Origin of the sequence: Streptomyces sp. NPDC008121 (assembly GCF_042957155.1) — a bacterium.
Classification (GTDB): Bacteria; Actinomycetota; Actinomycetes; order Streptomycetales; family Streptomycetaceae; genus Streptomyces.
This window is the reverse complement of sequence record NZ_JBIBHT010000002.1, coordinates 401,788-419,459: the sequence shown is the minus strand read 5'-3', so window position 1 is coordinate 419,459 and position 17,672 is coordinate 401,788. Positions and strand designations below refer to the sequence as shown.

The following is a 17,672-nucleotide window of genomic DNA, read 5'->3' as shown; positions in this document are numbered from 1 at the left end:
CACAGCAACCATATCTTTTCGGGGGACACGGACCCACGGCGACTGCGTTCCTTCCTGTGACGGTTCGCGGCGATCGCTGTGGCGTTCTTGTGGTCGTCCTACCCTCGGACCGTCTGACACCCGAGTCCACCGCCGAGCTGGCGGCCGTCGCCGAGATGCTCGGACACGCCCTGCGCGTGGCCGACCGGCACACCGACCTCTACCGGCGCACGCGCCGGGCGCGCGCTCTCAGCATCACCGGCGAGATGCAGTGGGACCTGCTCCCAGGCCGGGCCTGCGTCGGCGAGGAGTTCGACCTCCACGCCTACTGGGAGCCGGCCTACACCTCCGGTGGGCACGTCCTGGACTGGTCCCTGACCGCGGACGAGCTGACGCTGGTCGTCGCCAACGGCGCCGGCCCCGACACCCAGGCCGTCCTCCTCAGCAACCTCGCCCTCAACGCCGTCCGCAACGCGCGCCGGGCCGGACTCGACGTCATCGGCCAGGCGAGCCTGACGGACCAGGCGCTCTACGGCCAGCACCGGGGCGAGCGGACCCTCTCCGCCCTCCTGATGAGCTTCGCCCGCGCGACCGGGGAGGTGCGGGTCGTCGACGCGGGTTCGCCCACCGTGTGGCGGGCCCGTGGTGCCACGCCCGAGCGGCTCGACCTGGAGCGCCAGCTTCCGCTGGGCATGTTCGAGGACAGCGTCTATGTCACCCAGCGGCTGTGCGTCCTCCCGGGCGACCGGCTGGTCTTCGTCGCCTGCGACCGCGCCGAGCCCGCCGAGGCCGACGATGGTGCGCTCGACCGGGCGGTGAGCCGGGCGATCGCGGCCACTCGCCACCTGACCTGCGCGAACACACCCCGCGAGGTGGTCCGGGCCCTGCGGGCCTGCGATGGCCCGACCCCCGACGACCTGCTCGTCCTCTGCCTGGACTGGCGCGGCCGCCCCGCGGCCGAGGGGCTTTCCTCAACGCCTGAAGAAGGGTGACGCGAGCCCCTCCGCAACCGCCTCACGGAGGTCCGCGTCCATATTTCTGGGGTGTGCACGGTATGGAACGGGCGCGCATGGGAAAATGCGCCGGACGGGACGAGGAGTGCGGCTGTCACGCCAGAGAGGAAGGGCGATGGGTGAGGTGATCGCCAGAAGAAGCAGGGTGTGCCGGCCATCGCTGTCCGCGAGCGTGGAGTATGAGAGCGCCGACGCGGGGGACGGCATGATCGCGTCGGCCCGCGACTTCACCGCCGACTTCCTCACCGCCGCACCCGCCGGAGGGGGCGGGACGGTCACCCGGGAGCGCGTCGACCTGGCGCGCCTGGTGGTCAGCGAACTGGTGACCAACGCCGTCCGGCACGCACCGGGACCCTGCCGGGTGCTCCTCGAACTGTTCGAGGACGCGCTGGAGATCTCGGTCTTCGACCAGGCGGACGTCTCACCCGTGCCGCGCGCCCCCGACCCCCGCCGCATCGGCCAGCACGGCGTCGAGATCGTCGTGGCGGTCTGCGAGAGCGTGAGCGTGGAGCCGCAGCCGACGGGGAAGCGCGTCCGGGCCCGTCTGTCCCTCGCGTGACACCCGCCGACATGGTGGACTGGGGCCGGTCGAAAAAATTTTCCGCCCGACGAGAATTTTCTGGCATGCCTCGTGAATGTGGGGGTAGGCGGGGCTCTCACGGGGGACAAAGAGCTGACGATGGACGAGGGAGGTCATCAGAGTGCCGACTGCGGTGACGACGGAGACGAGGGCCGGTGTCGATACGGGTATGGAGGACCTTCCCGTAATCGAGTCTCCCCGCAAGGTCGCTCCGAAGGACGCACGTGAGCTGTCGAAGGTCTTCTTCGACAAGCTGGCGGTACTGGAGGAGGGGACACACGAGTACCAGTACGCGCGTAACACGCTGATCGAGATGAACATGTCGCTCGTGCGCTACGCGGCCGGACGTTTCCGGGCCCGTGGCGACGAGATGGAGGACATCGTCCAGGTCGGCACCATCGGTCTGATCAAGGCCATCGACCGGTTCGACCTCTCCCGCGAGGTGGAGTTCACCAGCTTCGCCGTCCCCTACATCGTCGGTGAGATCAAGCGTTTCTTCCGGGACACCTCCTGGGCGGTCCACGTGCCGCGCAGGCTTCAGGAAGCCCGGGTCGAGCTGGCCAAGGCGACCGAGGAACTGAGCTCCCGCCTCGGGCGGGCGCCGAGCGTGGCCGAGCTGGCGACGCTGATGAACCTCTCGGAGGAAGAGGTCATCGAGGCCCGCATCGCCTCCAACGGCTACAACTCCACCTCGCTGGACGCGGCCGTCGGCCCGGACGGCGAGGACGGTGACGCGGCGCTCGCCGACTTCATCGGCGTGGAGGACCCGGCGCTCGAACTGTTCGAGAACTTCCACACCCTGGCACCGCTGCTCGTCGAGCTCGACGACCGCAGCCGCCGGATCCTGCACCTGCGCTTCGTCGAGGAGCTGACGCAGTCGGAGATCGGCAAGGAGCTCGGCATCTCCCAGATGCACGTCTCGCGCCTGCTCTCCCGCAACCTGGAACGCCTGCGCAAGGGCATGCTCGACCAGTCGTAGACACGGACCGTCGAGGAGATGTCCCAGCGGAACGGCCTCACCAACCCCCTTCTGGTGAGGCCGTTCCGTGCTGCGACAGCAACGCACAGCAGGGGAGAGCCCGCACAGTGAGGAAGGCGAACGGGGATCGGCGTGACGGAGACGATCGTGACCGGCCGTCGCGTGGGTGAGGTGCCGCGGGCCGGCGTGGAGCTGGGCGGGGCGCTGGGCGCCATCGCGGAGGCCCGGGACTTCACCACGTCGTTCCTCGACCGCTCCGCGCCCTCCTCGGGCCCCTGGCCGGAGCGGGGCGTCGACGCCGCCCGCCTGGTCGTCAGCGAACTCGTCACCAACGTCGTGAAGTACGCCCCCGGCCCCTGCCGACTCGAGCTCGCCCTCGACGACGGGGTGCTGGAGATATCGGTCCACGACACCCATCCCGTAGCCCCCGTCGCCCGCCCCCGCAATCCCGACCGGCTCGGACAGCACGGCCTGGAGATCGTCCTCGCGCTCTGCGACACGGTCGAGACCGAGGCCGCGGCCCCCCACGGCAAGTGGGTCAGGGCGCGTCTTCCGCTGGGCTGACCGTCTCGGAGAATTCCGTCGGCCCGATGCCGCCCCCCGCACCGCGGCGGCGCGCCGAAGCGCGCCGGTCCCACGGCGTCGGTCGATGTGTGCGGCGGTCTTTCGGCCGTCCGGGGAGTGTGTTCGTGCGGCGGTCTCTCGGTCGTCCGGCGGGTGCGGTCCGTGTCGCGATCCGGCCCGCGGATCAGTTGGTCCTGTTCGCCTGTCGGCGCGAGCGTCGCTTCAGCGCCTTCCGTTCGTCCTCGCGCAGGCCTCCCCAGACGCCGATCACCTGGCGGGAGTCGTCCATGGCCCACTCCAGGCACTCCTGACGCACCGGGCAGCCCCGGCAGATCTCCTTGGCCTCCTCGGCCTGGATCAGCGCCGGCGCTCCGGTCCCCACGGGGAAGAAGAGGTCGGGGTCGACGTTCCGGCAGGCGGCGGATGCACGCCAGCTCTCCATCGGTTCCTCCTGATTGCTGTAGATGGGTTGTCGTTCGTCTGTCCGTCGGCGTGGGAGCCCGGCTCTACCGTCGCGCGAACAGATGGCCGGTCTCGGTCGCCCAGTCGATCCGGGCGCTCTCGGTACCGTGCGGCACGGCGTCGTACGTCTCACCCAGCCAGCTCCGCAGGCCGGCCCGGTCTATGTCCACCACCGCGAACGCACCGGCCGAGCCCAGCCGCATGCGGACGCGTCCCTCCCTGCCACCCAGCCGCAGCGGCCAGAGGCGGACATCGCCCTCGCCGCTGAGGACGCGGGCCCCCGAGCGCAGCAGCTCCCGGGAGAAGGTCCAGTCGACGACCCGGCCCAGCGGGAGCCGGAAGCCGACGCGGACCGCCCAGGGGTCGTCGGGGTCGTAGTGGAACGTGGCGTCGACGGACAGACCGATCCCTCCCTGGACCTGACGGGCCGTCGTGTGCCACGACGGCACCGGGGGTGCCGGGGGCCGCTGCGTGGTCTCGTGTCGGTTCGATTCGGACATCGTCACCACTTCCCTCGGGGAGATCGCGCTGCCTGCGCGGCGCCGTGCTTCTCCCTCGTAACCGCGCAGGAGGAATTCACGCACGGTCTCGGTGAATCGGGCGTGAAAAGGCCACCGGGGGAGGGGATTCGCGCGGCCGGGGCGTTGGCGGGGAGACGGCGCGGGGTTCCGGTGGCCGACGACGAAGGGGGCCGCTCCGTCCGGCGGAGCGACCCCCTCGGCGCGCCCCTGCCGGGCGCCCCGCGTCAGACGTAGTGGACGGTCACGTGCTGGAAGCCGAGGGCGCGGAGCATCCCCTCCAGCATGGCGGTGGTGTTCTTCTCCGCCCGCTGGGTCAGATCGCTCTCCCGCGCGGCCTCGCCGATGCGCTTCGCGGCGAGCGCGTGCACCGCGCGCTCGTCGGCGGGATTGTCGGAGAACAGGTCGCCCAGCCGGTCGAGGAGCCCGCGCTGCTTGGAGACGGCGTACGACTTCTCGGGGTCGAGCGCCGGCGCTTCGAGCCGGGCGTGCGGCAGGCGCAGCGTGGCCGAGGTGCGCTTCTCGTCGACCGTGACACTGCCCTCGCCGATCTTGCCCAGGTCGACATAGGCGCCGACCGAGCCGCTGGCGACATAGAGGGTGCGGGTGCCGCGGATCGCGTCCGGCAGGAGCCGGGCGTCCTTCTCCAGGTCGACCACGATCTGGAAGTTCCCGGCGGCGCCTTCGTAACGGTGCATGTCCTGAACGGACTTCAGCAGCGCCGGGCCGGAACGGTCCCGCGTCTCCTCGCCGAAGAGGTCGTCGAGGCCGGGCGTCAGGCTGAACCGCCCGAGGAGGAGCAGCACGACGGGGACCGCCAGGACGACGGCGACCAGAACCGGCCAGCGGCGGGTGATCCGCCCGCGGGCCGGCCGCTCACCCGGGGGAGTCGCAGCACCATCTCTCATCCTCACCGGATGCCCGCCGGCCGCCGGTTCATGCCGCGGCGCCGCCCGCCACGGCCGCGGCGGAGCGGTCCCGCGTCGAGGAGAGCGGCCCGGCCTCAGGAGCTCCGGTACACGCGCAGGTCCGCCACCTCGTAGGACATCTCCGAGGCGCCCGGGTCGGGCGGCGGGTGGTAACGGCCGGCGCAGACCGAGAGATTGACGATGAGGTACGCCTTCCAGCGGCGGCCCACTCCGCGCCCGTCGCTGAACACCCGCTCGCCGTTGACGTGCCACACCACGGAGCGGGCACCCAGCTCGATCCGCAGCTCCACCCACTCTCCGGGCCGGATCGCGGCATCACGGAAATAGAGGTGCCCGCCCTTCACGCGGTTGGACAGCTCCAGCAGATCCGGGTTGTCGGGGTGGTACTCGAAGACGTCGATCTCCTGGCCCCCGTCGAGCCAGGTCCAGATCGCCGGCCAGGCCCCCATCTCCTCCGGCAGCCGGACCCGCGCCTGAAGGACGTCCCCGGCGCGGACCATGAAGCCCTCCGCGCTGCCCTCCGTCGTCAGCAGGCCCGCGTCCCAGTTCCCGTCCGGGCGCCGGGTCGCCTTGAAGCGCCCCGTGCGGCTGTACGCGGGGTCCTCGACGAGGTGATCGAGCTTGTTGTCCCCGGGGTTGGTCGGGCCGCCGTTCGGATAGGCCCAGGACCGCCCGGCGACCCACTGGTCCGTCGAGGCGAAGTCGGCGGTGAAGACCGGCTCCGCCGCCGGCGCCTTCGGGCGCCGTCTCAGCCGGTCGATGATGTGCGACAGCATCGGTGACTCCTCCCCGTCCGGGATGAACTGTCCGATTCGGTTCTGCCCGTGCCGCACCACGCCCATACGGCGACACTCGCCGACTGGCGTCAACTCGTCACGGGAGGGAAGGCGCCGGTACGGGTAGGTGAACTCACCCCCTCCGTGCGACGGTGGGGACAGCGTCGGAGGAGAGCGAACGATGAACGGCGACGTGCGCAGCGTGGGCGTGGAAGAAGAACTCCTGATCGTGGATGCCGAGACCGGCATGCCGCGTGCCCTGGCGGGCGCCGTGCTCGCCGCGGCGGAGCGGGCCGCGGAGCACGAGGGCGGGGACGAGGACCACGAGTTCGAGAAGGAACTGCAGAAGGAACAGCTGGAGTTCGCCACCCGGCCGGTGAAGAGGATGGACGACCTCCAGGAGGAGATCGTCCGGTGGCGCGGCGAGTCGGCCCGCCACGCCGCCACCGTCGGCGCGGTCGTCGCCGCCATAGGCACCTCCCCGCTGCCGGTGAGCCCCTCGCTCAGCGTGGGGGAGCGGTACCAGTGGATGGGCAGGGAGTTCGGCCTGACCGCGCTGGAACAGTTGACCTGCGGCTGCCACGTCCACGTCTCGGTCGAGTCGGACGAGGAGGGCGTCGCGGTCTTGGACCGCATCCGCCCCTGGCTCCCCGTCCTCACGGCCATGAGCGCCAACTCGCCCTTCTGGCAAGGCGAGGACAGCGGCTACGCGAGCTACCGCAGCCAGGTGTGGAACCGCTGGCCCTCGGCCGGCCCGGTGGACGCCTTCGGCTCCCCGGAGCGCTACCACGAACTGGTCCGGGACATGGTCGCCACCGGCGTGCTGCGCGACCAGGGGATGATCTACTTCGACGCCCGGCTCTCCGCCTCCTACCCCACGGTCGAGGTCCGGGTGGCCGACGTCTGCCTGGAGTCGACCACGCCCGTCCTGCTGGCCGCTCTCGTGCGCGGCCTGGTGGAGACCGCCTCGCGGGCCTGGCGCGAGGGCGAGCCGCCGCCCCGGATCAACACCAGCCTGCTGCGGCTCGCCTCCTGGCGGGCCGGACGCTCGGGCCTGGACGGCCCGCTGGTCCACCCCGAGACCATGGAGCAGGTCCCGGCCGAGAGCGCGGTCAAGGCGCTGTACCGGTACGTGGAGCCGGCCCTGGACGACCTGGGCGACGCCGACCGGGTCCGGCACGGGATCGCGGAGCTGCTGGCGCGGGGCAACGGCGCCCGCGTGCAGCGCGAGCTGCTGCGCACCGAGGGCGACCTGGCCGCGACGGTGGCCCGCTGCGCGCGCATCACCACCTCCGACGACGGCCGTTCGACGGACTGACGGGTGCCGGACCGGGCCTTCGCGAGAACGTCCGCCGGTCTGCACCGGCCCGGAGCGTTTGAATCCGGCCGTGGCGCGTATCCGATGGAGGAGAGTCCACACAGCACGTCAGCCGAGAGGGAGGACCACCATGGGCATCATCGCCTGGATCGTCATCGGACTGCTGGCCGGCCTGATCGCCAAGGCGCTCATGCCGGGACGCGACCCGGGCGGTCTCATCATCACCATGCTGATCGGTATCGCGGGCGGTCTGCTCGGCGGCTGGCTCGGCAAGGTGATCTTCGGGGTCGACTCCATCGACGGCTTCTTCGAGCTGTCCACCTGGATCGCGGCCATCGTCGGATCGATGATCCTCCTCGCGGTGTACCGGCTCTTCACCGGAGGCCGCTCGCGCCGCGCGTGACCGTCCCGGCGTGTGATCGCCCTCGGGGTGCTGCGCGGAGAGCACGAACGACGTCGTCATGAACCGGCGTCGCCATGGACCGGCCCTCGGGCCGGTCCATGGTGCGTTCCAGATCCCTGCCGCGTTCCGGGTCCCGGGCGCGCCCTGCCTCCGACGCGGTCACCGGCCCGGGCGGCTCATTTGGTCAGCAGCCGGTGGAAGAACGAGCGGTACTGCCGCAGAGCCATCCGCAGGCTCTCGGTGTCGACCGCCTCGCCCTGGTTCCACTGGCCCTCCAGGCCCCTCTTGTGCTCGGCGAAGGTCTCGGCCAGCGTGCGCATGACGTCCGCGACCAGGCCGTCGGCCGCGTGGACCGCCTCCCTCGGGTCGTCCACGAAGTCGTTCTGGATCTGCTGCCAGCGGGTCCGGTAGGCGTCCACGTCCCGCGCGGACAGCAGCTCGGGCGCCTCCTCGTCCGCGCCGCCGCCCGTGGGTTCCTCGCCCCTCGCGCCGGTTTCCGTGCCGGTCGTCGCGGCGGTGCTCGCGTCGACGGGGATCTCGTCCGGAGCCCGATCACCGGGCGCGACGGGAGCCCCGCCCTGCCTCTCCTCCGCAGGGCCGTCGGGGCCGTCCGGCCCTCCGTCGGCCGCCGCCGCGTCTCCCGGCGGCTCCGTCCGGCGGTCCGCGCCGGTCTCCGATCCGTCGACGGTACGGGCGGCCTCGCCCGGATACACCGGCGCCGCGGCCTCCGGTTCCGTGCCGGCGGCGGGCTCCCGGTCCTCTCGCAGGCCGGCGAGGTCCTCGGTCGTCAGGCCGCGTCCTTTGTCGCGGTCCGGCAGGTGGTCGTGGTGGTGCATGACGTCTCCTCGTGTGTCCGCCGTCCGCGGCCGCGCGTCGGTGCGCGCGGCGGGGGAGGTCAGGTGCCCGTTCCCGGCGGTCCGGGCCGCCGGCCGTCGGCGAGCAGTTCGTCGAACAGCGCCCGGTAGTGCACCATCGCCCCACGCAACTCCTCCGTGGTGGCCTGGCGGCCTTCACCCAGGGTGTCGACCTCGTGGGCGGCCCGGTAGTGCTCCAGGGTGCGGCCGTGCTCGACCGACAGGTCGCGTAGCTGCTGGTCGAAGTCGTCGGTGGGGTAGCCGCGCGCCCTCATCAGCGCCGTCACGAGCCGGTCGGCGTCGTGCACGGCCTCCTTCGGCCGGTCGACGAACTCCTCCTGCACGCCGTTCCACTCCCGCGCGTAGCGGTCGCGTTCGCTGCTCTCCAGAGGCCGCAGTTCGAGCGCGTCATGGCGCTTCTCCCGCTCGGCGAGCTCCTGCTCGGCCGCCCTGCGGCCACCGGCCTCCTCGACCGTCCGGTCGTACTCCGGACCGAAGCGGTCCCTCAGGCGACGCCGTCGCCGGTCGGCCGTCACGGCAACGGCGATCAGGACGATCACCACCGCCGCGGGGATGATGATGGCCAAAAGTATCCCGGTTGACATGGGGGGAGCCCCCCTCGCTCGGGTTCGGCTGGGTCTGTCGCCGCGCGGCTGCCCGTTTCCGGGCCGCCCGAAACGGAGACCTTCGATCGGGTGGCCCGCCGGTCCCGCGTGCCGCCGTGCGGGGTGACCAAAACAGGCCGCCCCCTCACCGGGTGTGCTCTTGTGGAGGAGGACAAGCGGTGAGCCCCCAGGGAGCGGCGATGCGCACAGCGGTGGTCGGACAGGGGTACGTCGGCGTGACCGGCGCCGTGGCGCTCGCCCAGCAAGGGCACCGGGTCGTCGGCGTGGAGCAGGACTGGGAACGGCTCGCGTCCCTGCGGGCCGGGGAACCCCCCGTCTTCGAACCCGGACTCGTCGAGCAGATGACGGCCGTCCTGCGCACCGGGCGGCTCGCCTTCGTCGAGGAGCTGCCCGACGCCATCGTCGCCGACCCCCTCGACGCCGTCCTGATCTGCGTCGGGACCCCGCCCGCCGCCGACGGATCGGCGAACCTCTCCCAGGTCCTCGCCGCCATCGACGAGGCCGCCGAACTGGCGGGGGACCCCCTGGTGGTCCTCAAGTCGTCGGTCCCGCCCGGCACCAGCGACATGCTCCTCGCGGAGTACCCGGAACTGCGGCAGCGCTTCGTCTGCAACCCCGAGTTCCTGAACCAGGGCAGCGCCCTCGACGACTGGCACGCGCCGGCCCGGATCGTGGCCGGCGGCCTGGACCCCACCGCCCTCGACCGGCTGCGGGACCTGTACGCAGCGGTGAGCTGCCCCTGGGTCACCACCACCCCCGCCGGCGCCGAGATGATCAAGTACGCGAGCAACGCCTTCCTCGCCACCAAGATCAGCTTTGCCAACGAGCTGGCACGCCTCTGCACCGGCCCCGACCTGAACATCGACCACGTCATCCAGGGGGTCGGCCTCGACCCGCGCATCGGCCACGCGCTGCTCCAGCCCGGTACCGGCTACGGCGACTCCTGTCTTCCCACGGACACCACCGCGCTCGCCCGCTGGGCCGCCGAGCGGGGCATCGCGACCCCGATCCTCGACGCCACCGTGCGAACCAACGAACAGCAGCCCGGGGCCATCCTCCGGCTGCTCAAGGAGAGCGTCGGGGCCGAACTGGACGGCCGGGAGATCGCGGTGCTCGGCGTCCGCTACGAACCCTGGAACGACGACCTGAGGGCCGCGCCGAGCCGTACGCTGCTGCCCCTCCTGCAGGGGCTCGGCGCCACCGTGCGGTTGTGGGACCCCGGCCTCACCCCCGAGGAACTGCTGCACCTCTCGCCCCGGGCCGTCCCCCACACCGACCTCCCGGCGGCCGTCACCGGAGCGCAGGCCGTCCTCGTCCTCACCGAATGGCCCCAGGTGGTCGAGGCCGACTGGGCGGACCTCGCCACCCGGATGAGCGGCCCGCGGGTGGTGATCGACGCCAAGAACTGCCTGCCGCCCCTGGTGATGCACCGGGCGCCGGTCGTCTACCGCGGCATCGGCAACCGCCGCCCCGTGAACGCCCCGGCGGACGCCTCCGCGCACGTCGTCGCGGGGGGCCCGATCAGCGGCGTCGTACGGAGTCCCGGGCCGGGTGCCGAGGCGCAGCCGGAGCCGCGGCGCGAGCCGGCTCCGGGGGAGACGGTGCTCTGACCCGCGCGCCGGATGCGTGGCACGGCCGCCGGGGAGGTCTGCCCCTCCGGTACACCCCGCGCACGTCGGCAGCGCGGCGCGCGGGTCCGGTCAGACCGGAGCCGGTACGGCGGTGGGGGCGAGGCCGAAGAGGGCGCCGTCGGGGTCCCGGAGGATGACGCCGTGCGTACCGGGATCCGGGGCCGTCTCGGCGACGGTCTCGCCGCCGAGGGCGGTGGCCGCCTTGACGGCCGCCTCCAGGTCCGGGACCCGGAAGTGGACCTGCCAGCGGGGGCGGACGCGCGGGTCCGGGGCTTCGGCGAGAGCGCCGCTGTGCAGTCGGGCCACCGTCTGGCGGCCGTGGCGCAGGAGGATGTGGTTGTCCTTCTCCACGTACGCGACCTCGCAGCAGCCTGGCTGGTCACAGGCCCACTGGAGGACCTCGCCGTAGAAGATGGCCGCGTCGAAGGCGTTCCTGGTCCGCAGTTCCAGCCAGGCCGGGGCCGCCTCGCCGCCGACGCCCCAGTCGGGGATCGCGGCCCCCTGCCAGATGCCGAAGGTCGCCCCGTCGAGGTCGGCGGCGAGCGCGGCCCGTCCCGTACCGAAGGAGAGGGGCCCGACGGCGACCGTCCCGCTCCGTTCGAGGATGCGGGCGGCGGTCGCGTCGGCGTCCTCGACCGCGAAGTACGGCGTCCAGGCCACCGGTACCGACAACGAGGGGGCCAGCGCTCCGACGCCCGCGACCGGGACGCCGTCGCTGATGGCGATGGAGAAGCCGTCGCTGACGTGGGCGGGGCGGAACCTCCAGCCGAGGACGGCGCGGTAGAAGTCCTGGGTGGCGCGCAGGTCGGGGGCCATCAGGCTGACCCAGCAGGGTGCGCCGAACGTCTCGTGACTCGAAGTCGACACGACCGTCACCCCATCCGCCTCACACGACCCGGGAACCCCTCCCACGGTACTCGCGCCCCCGGCTCGCCCGCCGAACGGACGAGTGCGGGCCCGGTCCGGGGGCTCTCCCGGGCCGGTGGACAGGGGCCCGGCGGCCCCTCGAAGAGGCCTGGGGCGTGCGAGGCGTCCCGGGAGGACTCGGCCGTCAGGTGCGGACGAGGCTGTTGTGTCCTTCGAGGGCGTCGGCGCCCTCGTCGTTGAACCAGTAATCACCCGCGGCCAGGTACCGGAAGGCGTGGGTGCTCTCGCCGGGCAGGGCGACGGTCACGGCCCGGGTGCCGTCCTCGCGGGGTTGCAGCAGGTGCGCGCCCGGCTGCCAGTCGTTGAAGTCGCCGACGACACTGACCGGTCCCGGGGGCGCGTCGACGGGCAGGACGAAGGTGACCTCGGTGTGCTGCTTGCCGCCCTTGCGGCGCTTGCGTTCGAGCATGGGATGGGCTCCTGCCAGTCGGAGAGGGTGGGGCACATCCTCGTCCCACGGCGGGCCGCCCGGGCGCCGACACGGCCGAGAGGCACTCGGCCGGGGGAGCGCGCGCACGGGGCGGCCGCCCGACCGCGTCAGGGACGGTCGGACGGCCGGTCTGTGGGGGCCTCGTCCGCGAGGCTCGGTCACCCGGGCCGGCGGCCGCGGCGTCACGGAGAGCCACCGAAGTCATGGACGGTGGAGTCACGGTCGGGCCGTCAGGGCCGTCGTCGGTCGGTGCCGGCGCGGCATCCTCAGGGCTGGTCGCCCGTGTCGGGATCGTCGGCTCGGGGCTTGCCGGTCCCGGGGTGGTCCGTTTCGGGTCCGTTCCCCTCAGGGCCGTTTCCTTCGCCGGCCGGCGTATCGGGCCGGTCCGTCTCCGGCTCGTTCGCCTCGGACGCGAACCCGATGCACTCGACATCGACCTGGTCGGCCAGTTCGGTCAGCACGGCCGCGAGTTCGCGGATGGTCCGCTCGTCGCCGCGCATCTCGCCCGAGCCGCCCGCCTCCACCCAGTCGACCGCGAGGCCGCGCAGCAGGGCGGTGACGTGCCCGGCGGGGATCAGCAGACCACCGTCGGCGGTGGGAACCAGCGGGATGGACATCTGGATCATGAAACCGCCCTCCCTTCGTGCGCTCGTGTCTCAGTGAGCGTTGCCGACATATCGCGTACCAAACCCGGGGAGGCCGACAGGTCCGCAGGGGCCCGTGTGGGAGCGGCGGGCGAAGCCCCGGCGCGCCCGGGCGGCGAGGCCCCGTGTGATGATCGCCGCATGACCCGGATGACCGTGCGGCGGACGCTCCTCCTCGCAGCCGTCGCCGCCCTCTGCGCGGGCTGCGGGCTCGCGGCCGAGATCGACCGCGAGGTGGACCCCGCCCGCACCGGCGCCCAGGCGCCACCACGCCCGTCCGCCACCGGCGGCGCCGACGCCCCCGCGCCCGGTCCCGCCGCGGGTGCCGTACCGGATCCCGCCACCATCGCCGGCGCCTGCCCGGCCTCCGGATGGCGCGTCACCACCGGCTCCGTGAACGCCGCCATGGGCCTGCGCGCCATGCCGGTCACCCTCACCCGCTGCGGTACGGCCGAACTGCGCCTGAACGGCTATCCCGACGTGCGCGTACGGGACGTCGGACGCCGGCCGATGGACGTGACCGTCCTGAAGGGGCCGGAGCCCATCACATCCTTGGACGACCCGGGCCCCCACCCCGTGGTCCTCGCGCCGGGGGAGTCGGCGCGCAGCGTCTTCGTATGGCGCTATTCGGCCGTCGACACCGCCACGCAGCGGGGCAGCGGCGTGTACGTCGAGATCGCCCCGGCCCCCGGAGCGCCGCGCCAGACGGTGGAGCCGGACGGCGGCCTCGACATCGGCGAGACGGGCCTCCTCGGCACGACCGCCTGGCGGAAAGTCCTCGACGACTGAGAAAGCTCCGGAACGTCCCGGCCCAGGCGGAACGTCCCGGCCCAGGCCGGACGTTCCGGACACCGCTGTGAGGGGACGACGCGGGGCCGGTCCTCCTCATCCTGTGAATCTTGTGGGGGACGCCGCGTTTTGGTGATCGTTGCTCTCTGGCAACAGACCGTCTCGCGGTGTAGCGTCGTCCTCAGATGTCGTGGTTCGCAACCCGGCGCCCGCGCCATGGTGCGGGCGCTTTGCTCTGTGCAGTGCCTGAGGACCAGGGCGATCACCTCCGGGTCCGCGCGGTGCGGTCCCGACATCGAAGCGAAAGGCATACACATGGCCAGCGGAACCGTGAAGTGGTTCAACTCGGAAAAGGGCTTCGGCTTCATCGCCCAGGACGGCGGCGGTCCGGACGTGTTCGCGCACTACTCGAACATCAACTCCACCGGCTTCCGTGAGCTCCAGGAAGGCCAGGCCGTGACCTTCGACGTCACCCAGGGCCAGAAGGGCCCCCAGGCCGAGAACATCACCCTCGCCTGACACCCGGCGGGAACGCGCGCAGGCCCCCGGAGCAGTGCTCCGGGGGCCTGCCGCGTGAGGCCGCGCGCCGGACGGCCGCGTCCCGGGCGCGCCCGGGACGCGGACCGCCGGCGACCTCCGGCCTCCGGCCGGTTCAGATCGACGCGGGGAAACGCTCCCAGACGCGGTGACCCGCCAGCAGGCCCGTCAGCGGCTCCCACACCTCCGCCGCACTGGCGCCGATGACCACACCCGGCGTGTCGGAGGGCAGCCGGGCCGCCTCCAGGACCGCTTCCGCCCCGGCGACGCCGCCGATCGCCTTCCCGTGGCGGTACGCCTCGGTGACCAGCAGCAGGACCCGCGGATCGACCGGCGCGGTGTCGGTCGGGAGCAGCCCCGCCTTCGCGTCCCTGGCACCCGTCGCGTCGAGGCCCGGCGCGGGCGCGCCGACCACGACCACGGTGTCGAACTCCGTGGAGCGCGCCGTGGCGTACGTACGCTGCACGCCGATCGGATCGCCGCCACCGCCCGCGTCGAGCGTGCCGCCGCTCGGGGCGACGACCATCGCGACCATCCCGGCCTCCTGCGCCGCGTCCCGCAGCGCCCGTACGTCCGCCGCGTTGCTGTTCTCGTCGGCGACGATGCCGACGACGCGCCCGGCCGCGGGCCAGGTCTGCCCCAGCTGGGAGAGGGCGGGGCTCGGTTCGGCCGCGGCCGGTGGCACCGTCGCGGGCGGCACCGGCAGGCCGAGCCCGGCCGCCACCCCTTCGCACAGCACTGGGTCGATGTTGGCGAGCACCGTCAGGGCCCGCTCCTTGATGGCCTGTTCGTAACACTTGTTCAGCTCGAAGGTGTACGCGGCGATGATGTGCTCGCGCTCCGTCGGGGTCATGCTCAGCCAGAACAGGCGGGGCTGGCTGAAGTGGTCCGAGAACGACTCCGGGGCCTCGCGCTCCTTGACCGAGGACGGCACCGGGACCGGCGCCTCGATGTACGCGCCGGTGTCGGCGCCGGCCAGGAAGGGGCAGCCCCCGTCGAGGGAGTTGGGCCGGTAGGGCGCCGTGCCCGTGTGCACCGCCGTCTGGTGCATGCCGTCGCGCAGCATGTCGTTGACCGGTGCGTGCGGACGGTTGATGGGGATCTGCCCGAAGTTGGGACCGCCGAGCCGGCTGATCTGGGTGTCCAGGTACGAGAAGAGCCGCCCGGCGAGCAGCGGGTCGTCGGTGACGTCGATGCCCGGCACGAGGTGGCCGGGGTGGAAGGCGACCTGCTCGGTCTCCGCGAAGAAGTTCTTGGTGTTGGCGTTGAGGGTCAGCAGGCCCACCGGCTGCACCGGCGCCAGCTCCTCCGGGACGATCTTCGTCGGGTCGAGGAGATCGATCCCCTCGAAGGTCTGCTCCGGCGTGTCGGGGAAGACCTGGATCCCCAGCTCCCACTGCGGATACGCCCCGGCCTCGATCGCGTCGAACAGGTCCCGCCGGTGGAAGTCGGGATCCACCCCGTTGACCAGCTGCGCCTCCTCCCATACCAGGGAGTGGACGCCGAGCTTAGGCTTCCAGTGGAACTTCACCAGCGTCGTACCGCCCTCGGCGTCGACCAGCCGGAATGTGTGGACGCCGAAGCCCTCCATCATGCGGTAGGACCGGGGGATGCCCCGGTCGGACATGTTCCACAACGTGTGGTGGGTCGCCTCGGTGTGCAGCGTCACGAAGTCCCAGAAGGTGTCGTGCGCGCTCTGCGCCTGCGGGATCTCCCGGTCGGGATGCGGCTTGCCGGCGTGGATGACGTCCGGGAACTTGATCGCGTCCTGGATGAAGAACACCGGGATGTTGTTGCCGACGAGGTCGAACGTCCCCTCCTCGGTGTAGAACTTCGTGGCGAAGCCCCGGGTGTCGCGCACCGTGTCGGCCGAACCGCGCGAGCCGAGCACCGTGGAGAACCGTACGAACACCGGCGTCTCGACGTCCGCGGCGAGGAACGCTGCCTTGCACACCCGGCTCGCCGTGCCGTAGCTCTGGAAGACGCCGTGCGCGCCCGCGCCCCGCGCGTGCACCACCCGCTCCGGGATGCGCTCATGGTCGAAGTGGGTGATCTTCTCGCGCAGGTGGTGGTCCTGGAGGAGCACCGGACCGCGCGGGCCCGCCTTGAGGGAGTGGTCCGTCTCGTAGAGCCGCGCTCCCTGGGCCGTGGTGAGATAGGCGCCGCTCTGCGCCGAACGGGCGGGATCGTCCCCCGTGGCCTGTCCGGTGGGCCCCACCGTCTCCGGACCGCGCTGGTCCGGCTTGGGCGGAAGCGGCCCGTGGGGCTCGGTGGGCTCCTGGAGCGAGGGCGGCTGCACCCCGGGGCGGCCGGGGGCGGCACCCTCGGGCACGTCGGCGTGCGAACGGCTCTCGGGTGCGGGGTTCTCGGTCATGCGCTCTCCTGGGCGGTCTTCGGTGCTTCGCGGCGCGGCCGGCGGGCCGCACCGGAGGGAAGGAGTGGGGGGCCGTCCTCACTCCACGCGGGTCGATCGGTGTCTGCAGGGGCGGTTGCCCGGTCGATCGCGAGCTGAACGTGACCGATGCGCCCAATTTTCGGATGGTTATCCGCGGGCCGCATGTCGTCGGAGGGCGGGGACGGGCCTCCGGCGGGAGCGGAACGGCCGGAATCCGTGGCCCGGGGTGTTGGACAAGGGGGCCGTTCGAGGCGAGGGTGTGGACGACCCCGATCCCCCCGCACGGATGAAGGTACGGACCATGCGCCACCGTCGAGTCCGCCGCGCCCTCCTCGGCGCTCTCGTCACCCTCACCCTCGTCCCGCTCACCGCCTGCGGCCGGGACGGCACGCCCGCCTCCTCGTCCCGGCCCCCCGCCCCGCCCACGGCGCCGACGGCCTCGCCGACGGCGGACCCGGCGCCGTACGCCGCCCGGCTGAGCGCGCTCGAACGGAAGTACGGCGCACGGCTCGGCGTCTACGCCGTCGACACCGGCACGGGCCGCGAGATCGCGCACAACGCCGACCAGCGGTTCGCCTACGCCTCCACCTTCAAGGCGCTCGCCGCCGGAGCCGTCCTGCGGAAGTACACCCCCCGGGGCATGGACCGCGTGATCACCTACACCCGGGACGATCTGGTCGCGCACTCTCCCGTCACCGAGAAGCACGTCGGCACCGGAATGACCCTGAGCGCACTGTGCGACGCCGCCGTCCGGTACAGCGACAACACCGCGGCCAACCTCCTCTTCGACGCGCTCGGCGGCCCCCACGGCCTGGACACCGCGCTCGCCCGACTCGGTGACGACGTCACCCGGATGGAGCGCCGAGAGCCCGAGCTGAGCCGCTGGGCCCCGGGGGAGACCCGCGACACGACCACACCGCGCGCGTTCGCCCGCGATCTGCGCGCCTTCGTCCTCGGGGACGCGCTCAAGACGCCCGAACGCGAGCGGCTCACCACCTGGCTGCGGACCAACACGACCGGGGACAAGCTGATCAGGGCCGGAGTCCCCCGAGGCTGGGTGGTCGGCGACAAGACGGGAACCGGCAGCGGCTACGGGGCCCGCAACGACATCGCCATCGTCTGGCGCCCGGACGCTGCCCCCCTCGCCCTGGCCGTCTTCTCCCACCGCCCCGACCCCGACGCCCCCCACGACGATCGTCTGATCGCGGAGGCGGCCGCCGTGGTCGCCGCCTCGCTGCCGTAGGCCATCCGGCCACCCCGGTGACTGCCATGCGACACACGGCAGTTGGTCCCGGCGTGCGGTCGGGAGAACCTGCGC

Annotated in this window: 20 protein-coding genes; 10 read left to right on the top strand and 10 right to left on the bottom strand. The window is 72.5% G+C overall.

Going from position 1 to position 17,672, the window contains the following annotated elements; all coding sequences use genetic code 11:
* Positions 1–89 precede the first annotated feature (89 nt).
* From ACFZBD_RS07440 to ACFZBD_RS07425, 4 genes are all read left to right on the top strand, one after another.
* Complete coding sequence (locus ACFZBD_RS07440; protein ID WP_391137002.1) at positions 90–971, top strand: SpoIIE family protein phosphatase; 882 nt, start codon at positions 90–92, stop codon at positions 969–971.
* Between the two features lie 193 nt (positions 972–1,164).
* Positions 1,165–1,551, top strand: coding sequence for an ATP-binding protein (locus ACFZBD_RS07435; protein ID WP_391136999.1), 387 nt, complete (start codon positions 1,165–1,167; stop codon positions 1,549–1,551).
* Positions 1,552–1,741: 190 nt separating this feature from the next.
* Positions 1,742–2,551 (top strand): SigB/SigF/SigG family RNA polymerase sigma factor, encoded by an 810-nt coding sequence (locus tag ACFZBD_RS07430; RefSeq protein ID WP_391136996.1) that lies wholly within the window; start codon positions 1,742–1,744, stop codon positions 2,549–2,551.
* 132 nt (positions 2,552–2,683) lie between these two features.
* Entirely contained in the window at positions 2,684–3,115 is a 432-nt protein-coding gene (locus ACFZBD_RS07425; RefSeq protein WP_391136993.1) for an ATP-binding protein, read from the top strand.
* A 184-nt stretch (positions 3,116–3,299) separates the two neighbouring features.
* On the opposite strand, the gene ACFZBD_RS07420 is transcribed toward ACFZBD_RS07425, so the two are convergent.
* The 4 genes from ACFZBD_RS07420 to ACFZBD_RS07405 form a co-directional block, all read right to left on the bottom strand.
* Positions 3,300–3,557, bottom strand: a complete 258-nt coding sequence (locus ACFZBD_RS07420) for a WhiB family transcriptional regulator (RefSeq protein WP_391136990.1) — start codon at positions 3,555–3,557, stop codon at positions 3,300–3,302.
* Positions 3,558–3,621: 64 nt separating this feature from the next.
* Positions 3,622–4,077, bottom strand: coding sequence for an SsgA family sporulation/cell division regulator (locus ACFZBD_RS07415; RefSeq protein WP_391136987.1), 456 nt, complete (start codon positions 4,075–4,077; stop codon positions 3,622–3,624).
* A gap of 245 nt (positions 4,078–4,322) precedes the next feature.
* Positions 4,323–5,003 (bottom strand): DUF4230 domain-containing protein, encoded by a 681-nt coding sequence (locus ACFZBD_RS07410; protein ID WP_391136984.1) that lies wholly within the window; start codon positions 5,001–5,003, stop codon positions 4,323–4,325.
* Positions 5,004–5,098: 95 nt separating this feature from the next.
* A complete protein-coding gene (locus ACFZBD_RS07405; RefSeq protein WP_391136981.1) occupies positions 5,099–5,800 on the bottom strand; it encodes a beta-glucanase in 702 nt (233 codons plus the stop codon).
* Positions 5,801–5,981: 181 nt separating this feature from the next.
* Between ACFZBD_RS07405 and ACFZBD_RS07400 the strand changes: the two genes are divergently transcribed.
* On the top strand, positions 5,982–7,118 hold the full coding sequence (locus ACFZBD_RS07400) for a glutamate--cysteine ligase (RefSeq protein ID WP_391136978.1): 1,137 nt from the start codon (positions 5,982–5,984) through the stop codon (positions 7,116–7,118).
* Between the two features lie 130 nt (positions 7,119–7,248).
* Positions 7,249–7,521 carry a GlsB/YeaQ/YmgE family stress response membrane protein gene (locus tag ACFZBD_RS07395; RefSeq protein WP_391136975.1) on the top strand — a complete coding sequence of 91 codons (273 nt, stop codon included), beginning with the start codon at positions 7,249–7,251 and terminating at the stop codon, positions 7,519–7,521.
* A 176-nt stretch (positions 7,522–7,697) separates the two neighbouring features.
* Here the strand turns inward: ACFZBD_RS07395 and ACFZBD_RS07390 are convergent, their stop codons facing one another.
* Together ACFZBD_RS07390 and ACFZBD_RS07385 are read right to left on the bottom strand one after the other, a co-directional pair.
* Positions 7,698–8,357 (bottom strand): hypothetical protein, encoded by a 660-nt coding sequence (locus ACFZBD_RS07390; RefSeq protein WP_391136972.1) that lies wholly within the window; start codon positions 8,355–8,357, stop codon positions 7,698–7,700.
* A gap of 59 nt (positions 8,358–8,416) precedes the next feature.
* On the bottom strand, positions 8,417–8,980 hold the full coding sequence (locus ACFZBD_RS07385; protein ID WP_391136969.1) for a hypothetical protein: 564 nt from the start codon (positions 8,978–8,980) through the stop codon (positions 8,417–8,419).
* Between the two features lie 200 nt (positions 8,981–9,180).
* Between ACFZBD_RS07385 and ACFZBD_RS07380 the strand changes: the two genes are divergently transcribed.
* Positions 9,181–10,611: a nucleotide sugar dehydrogenase gene (locus ACFZBD_RS07380; RefSeq protein ID WP_391136967.1), complete on the top strand. Its 1,431-nt coding sequence runs from the start codon at positions 9,181–9,183 to the stop codon at positions 10,609–10,611.
* Between the two features lie 90 nt (positions 10,612–10,701).
* On the opposite strand, the gene ACFZBD_RS07375 is transcribed toward ACFZBD_RS07380, so the two are convergent.
* The 3 genes from ACFZBD_RS07375 to ACFZBD_RS07365 all read right to left on the bottom strand — a co-directional run bounded on the left by ACFZBD_RS07375 (position 10,702) and on the right by ACFZBD_RS07365 (position 12,615).
* Positions 10,702–11,448, bottom strand: a complete 747-nt coding sequence (locus ACFZBD_RS07375) for a VOC family protein (protein WP_391138517.1) — start codon at positions 11,446–11,448, stop codon at positions 10,702–10,704.
* A 235-nt stretch (positions 11,449–11,683) separates the two neighbouring features.
* Positions 11,684–11,968 carry an isoamylase early set domain-containing protein gene (locus ACFZBD_RS07370; RefSeq protein WP_391136964.1) on the bottom strand — a complete coding sequence of 95 codons (285 nt, stop codon included), beginning with the start codon at positions 11,966–11,968 and terminating at the stop codon, positions 11,684–11,686.
* 287 nt (positions 11,969–12,255) lie between these two features.
* Positions 12,256–12,615 carry a DUF6213 family protein gene (locus ACFZBD_RS07365; RefSeq protein ID WP_391136961.1) on the bottom strand — a complete coding sequence of 120 codons (360 nt, stop codon included), beginning with the start codon at positions 12,613–12,615 and terminating at the stop codon, positions 12,256–12,258.
* A 159-nt stretch (positions 12,616–12,774) separates the two neighbouring features.
* Between ACFZBD_RS07365 and ACFZBD_RS07360 the strand changes: the two genes are divergently transcribed.
* Positions 12,775–13,422: a DUF4232 domain-containing protein gene (locus tag ACFZBD_RS07360; protein ID WP_391136958.1), complete on the top strand. Its 648-nt coding sequence runs from the start codon at positions 12,775–12,777 to the stop codon at positions 13,420–13,422.
* Positions 13,423–13,737: 315 nt separating this feature from the next.
* The gene (locus ACFZBD_RS07355; RefSeq protein ID WP_365720040.1) at positions 13,738–13,941 is read left to right on the top strand and encodes a cold-shock protein; all 204 of its coding nucleotides are present in this window, start codon (positions 13,738–13,740) and stop codon (positions 13,939–13,941) included.
* Positions 13,942–14,074: 133 nt separating this feature from the next.
* On the opposite strand, the gene ACFZBD_RS07350 is transcribed toward ACFZBD_RS07355, so the two are convergent.
* Entirely contained in the window at positions 14,075–16,333 is a 2,259-nt protein-coding gene (locus tag ACFZBD_RS07350) for a catalase (RefSeq protein ID WP_391136955.1), read from the bottom strand.
* Between the two features lie 322 nt (positions 16,334–16,655).
* On the opposite strand from ACFZBD_RS07350, the gene bla reads away from it, so the two are divergent.
* Positions 16,656–17,597 carry a class A beta-lactamase gene (gene bla, locus ACFZBD_RS07345; protein WP_391136952.1) on the top strand — a complete coding sequence of 314 codons (942 nt, stop codon included), beginning with the start codon at positions 16,656–16,658 and terminating at the stop codon, positions 17,595–17,597.
* Positions 17,598–17,672 lie beyond the last annotated feature (75 nt).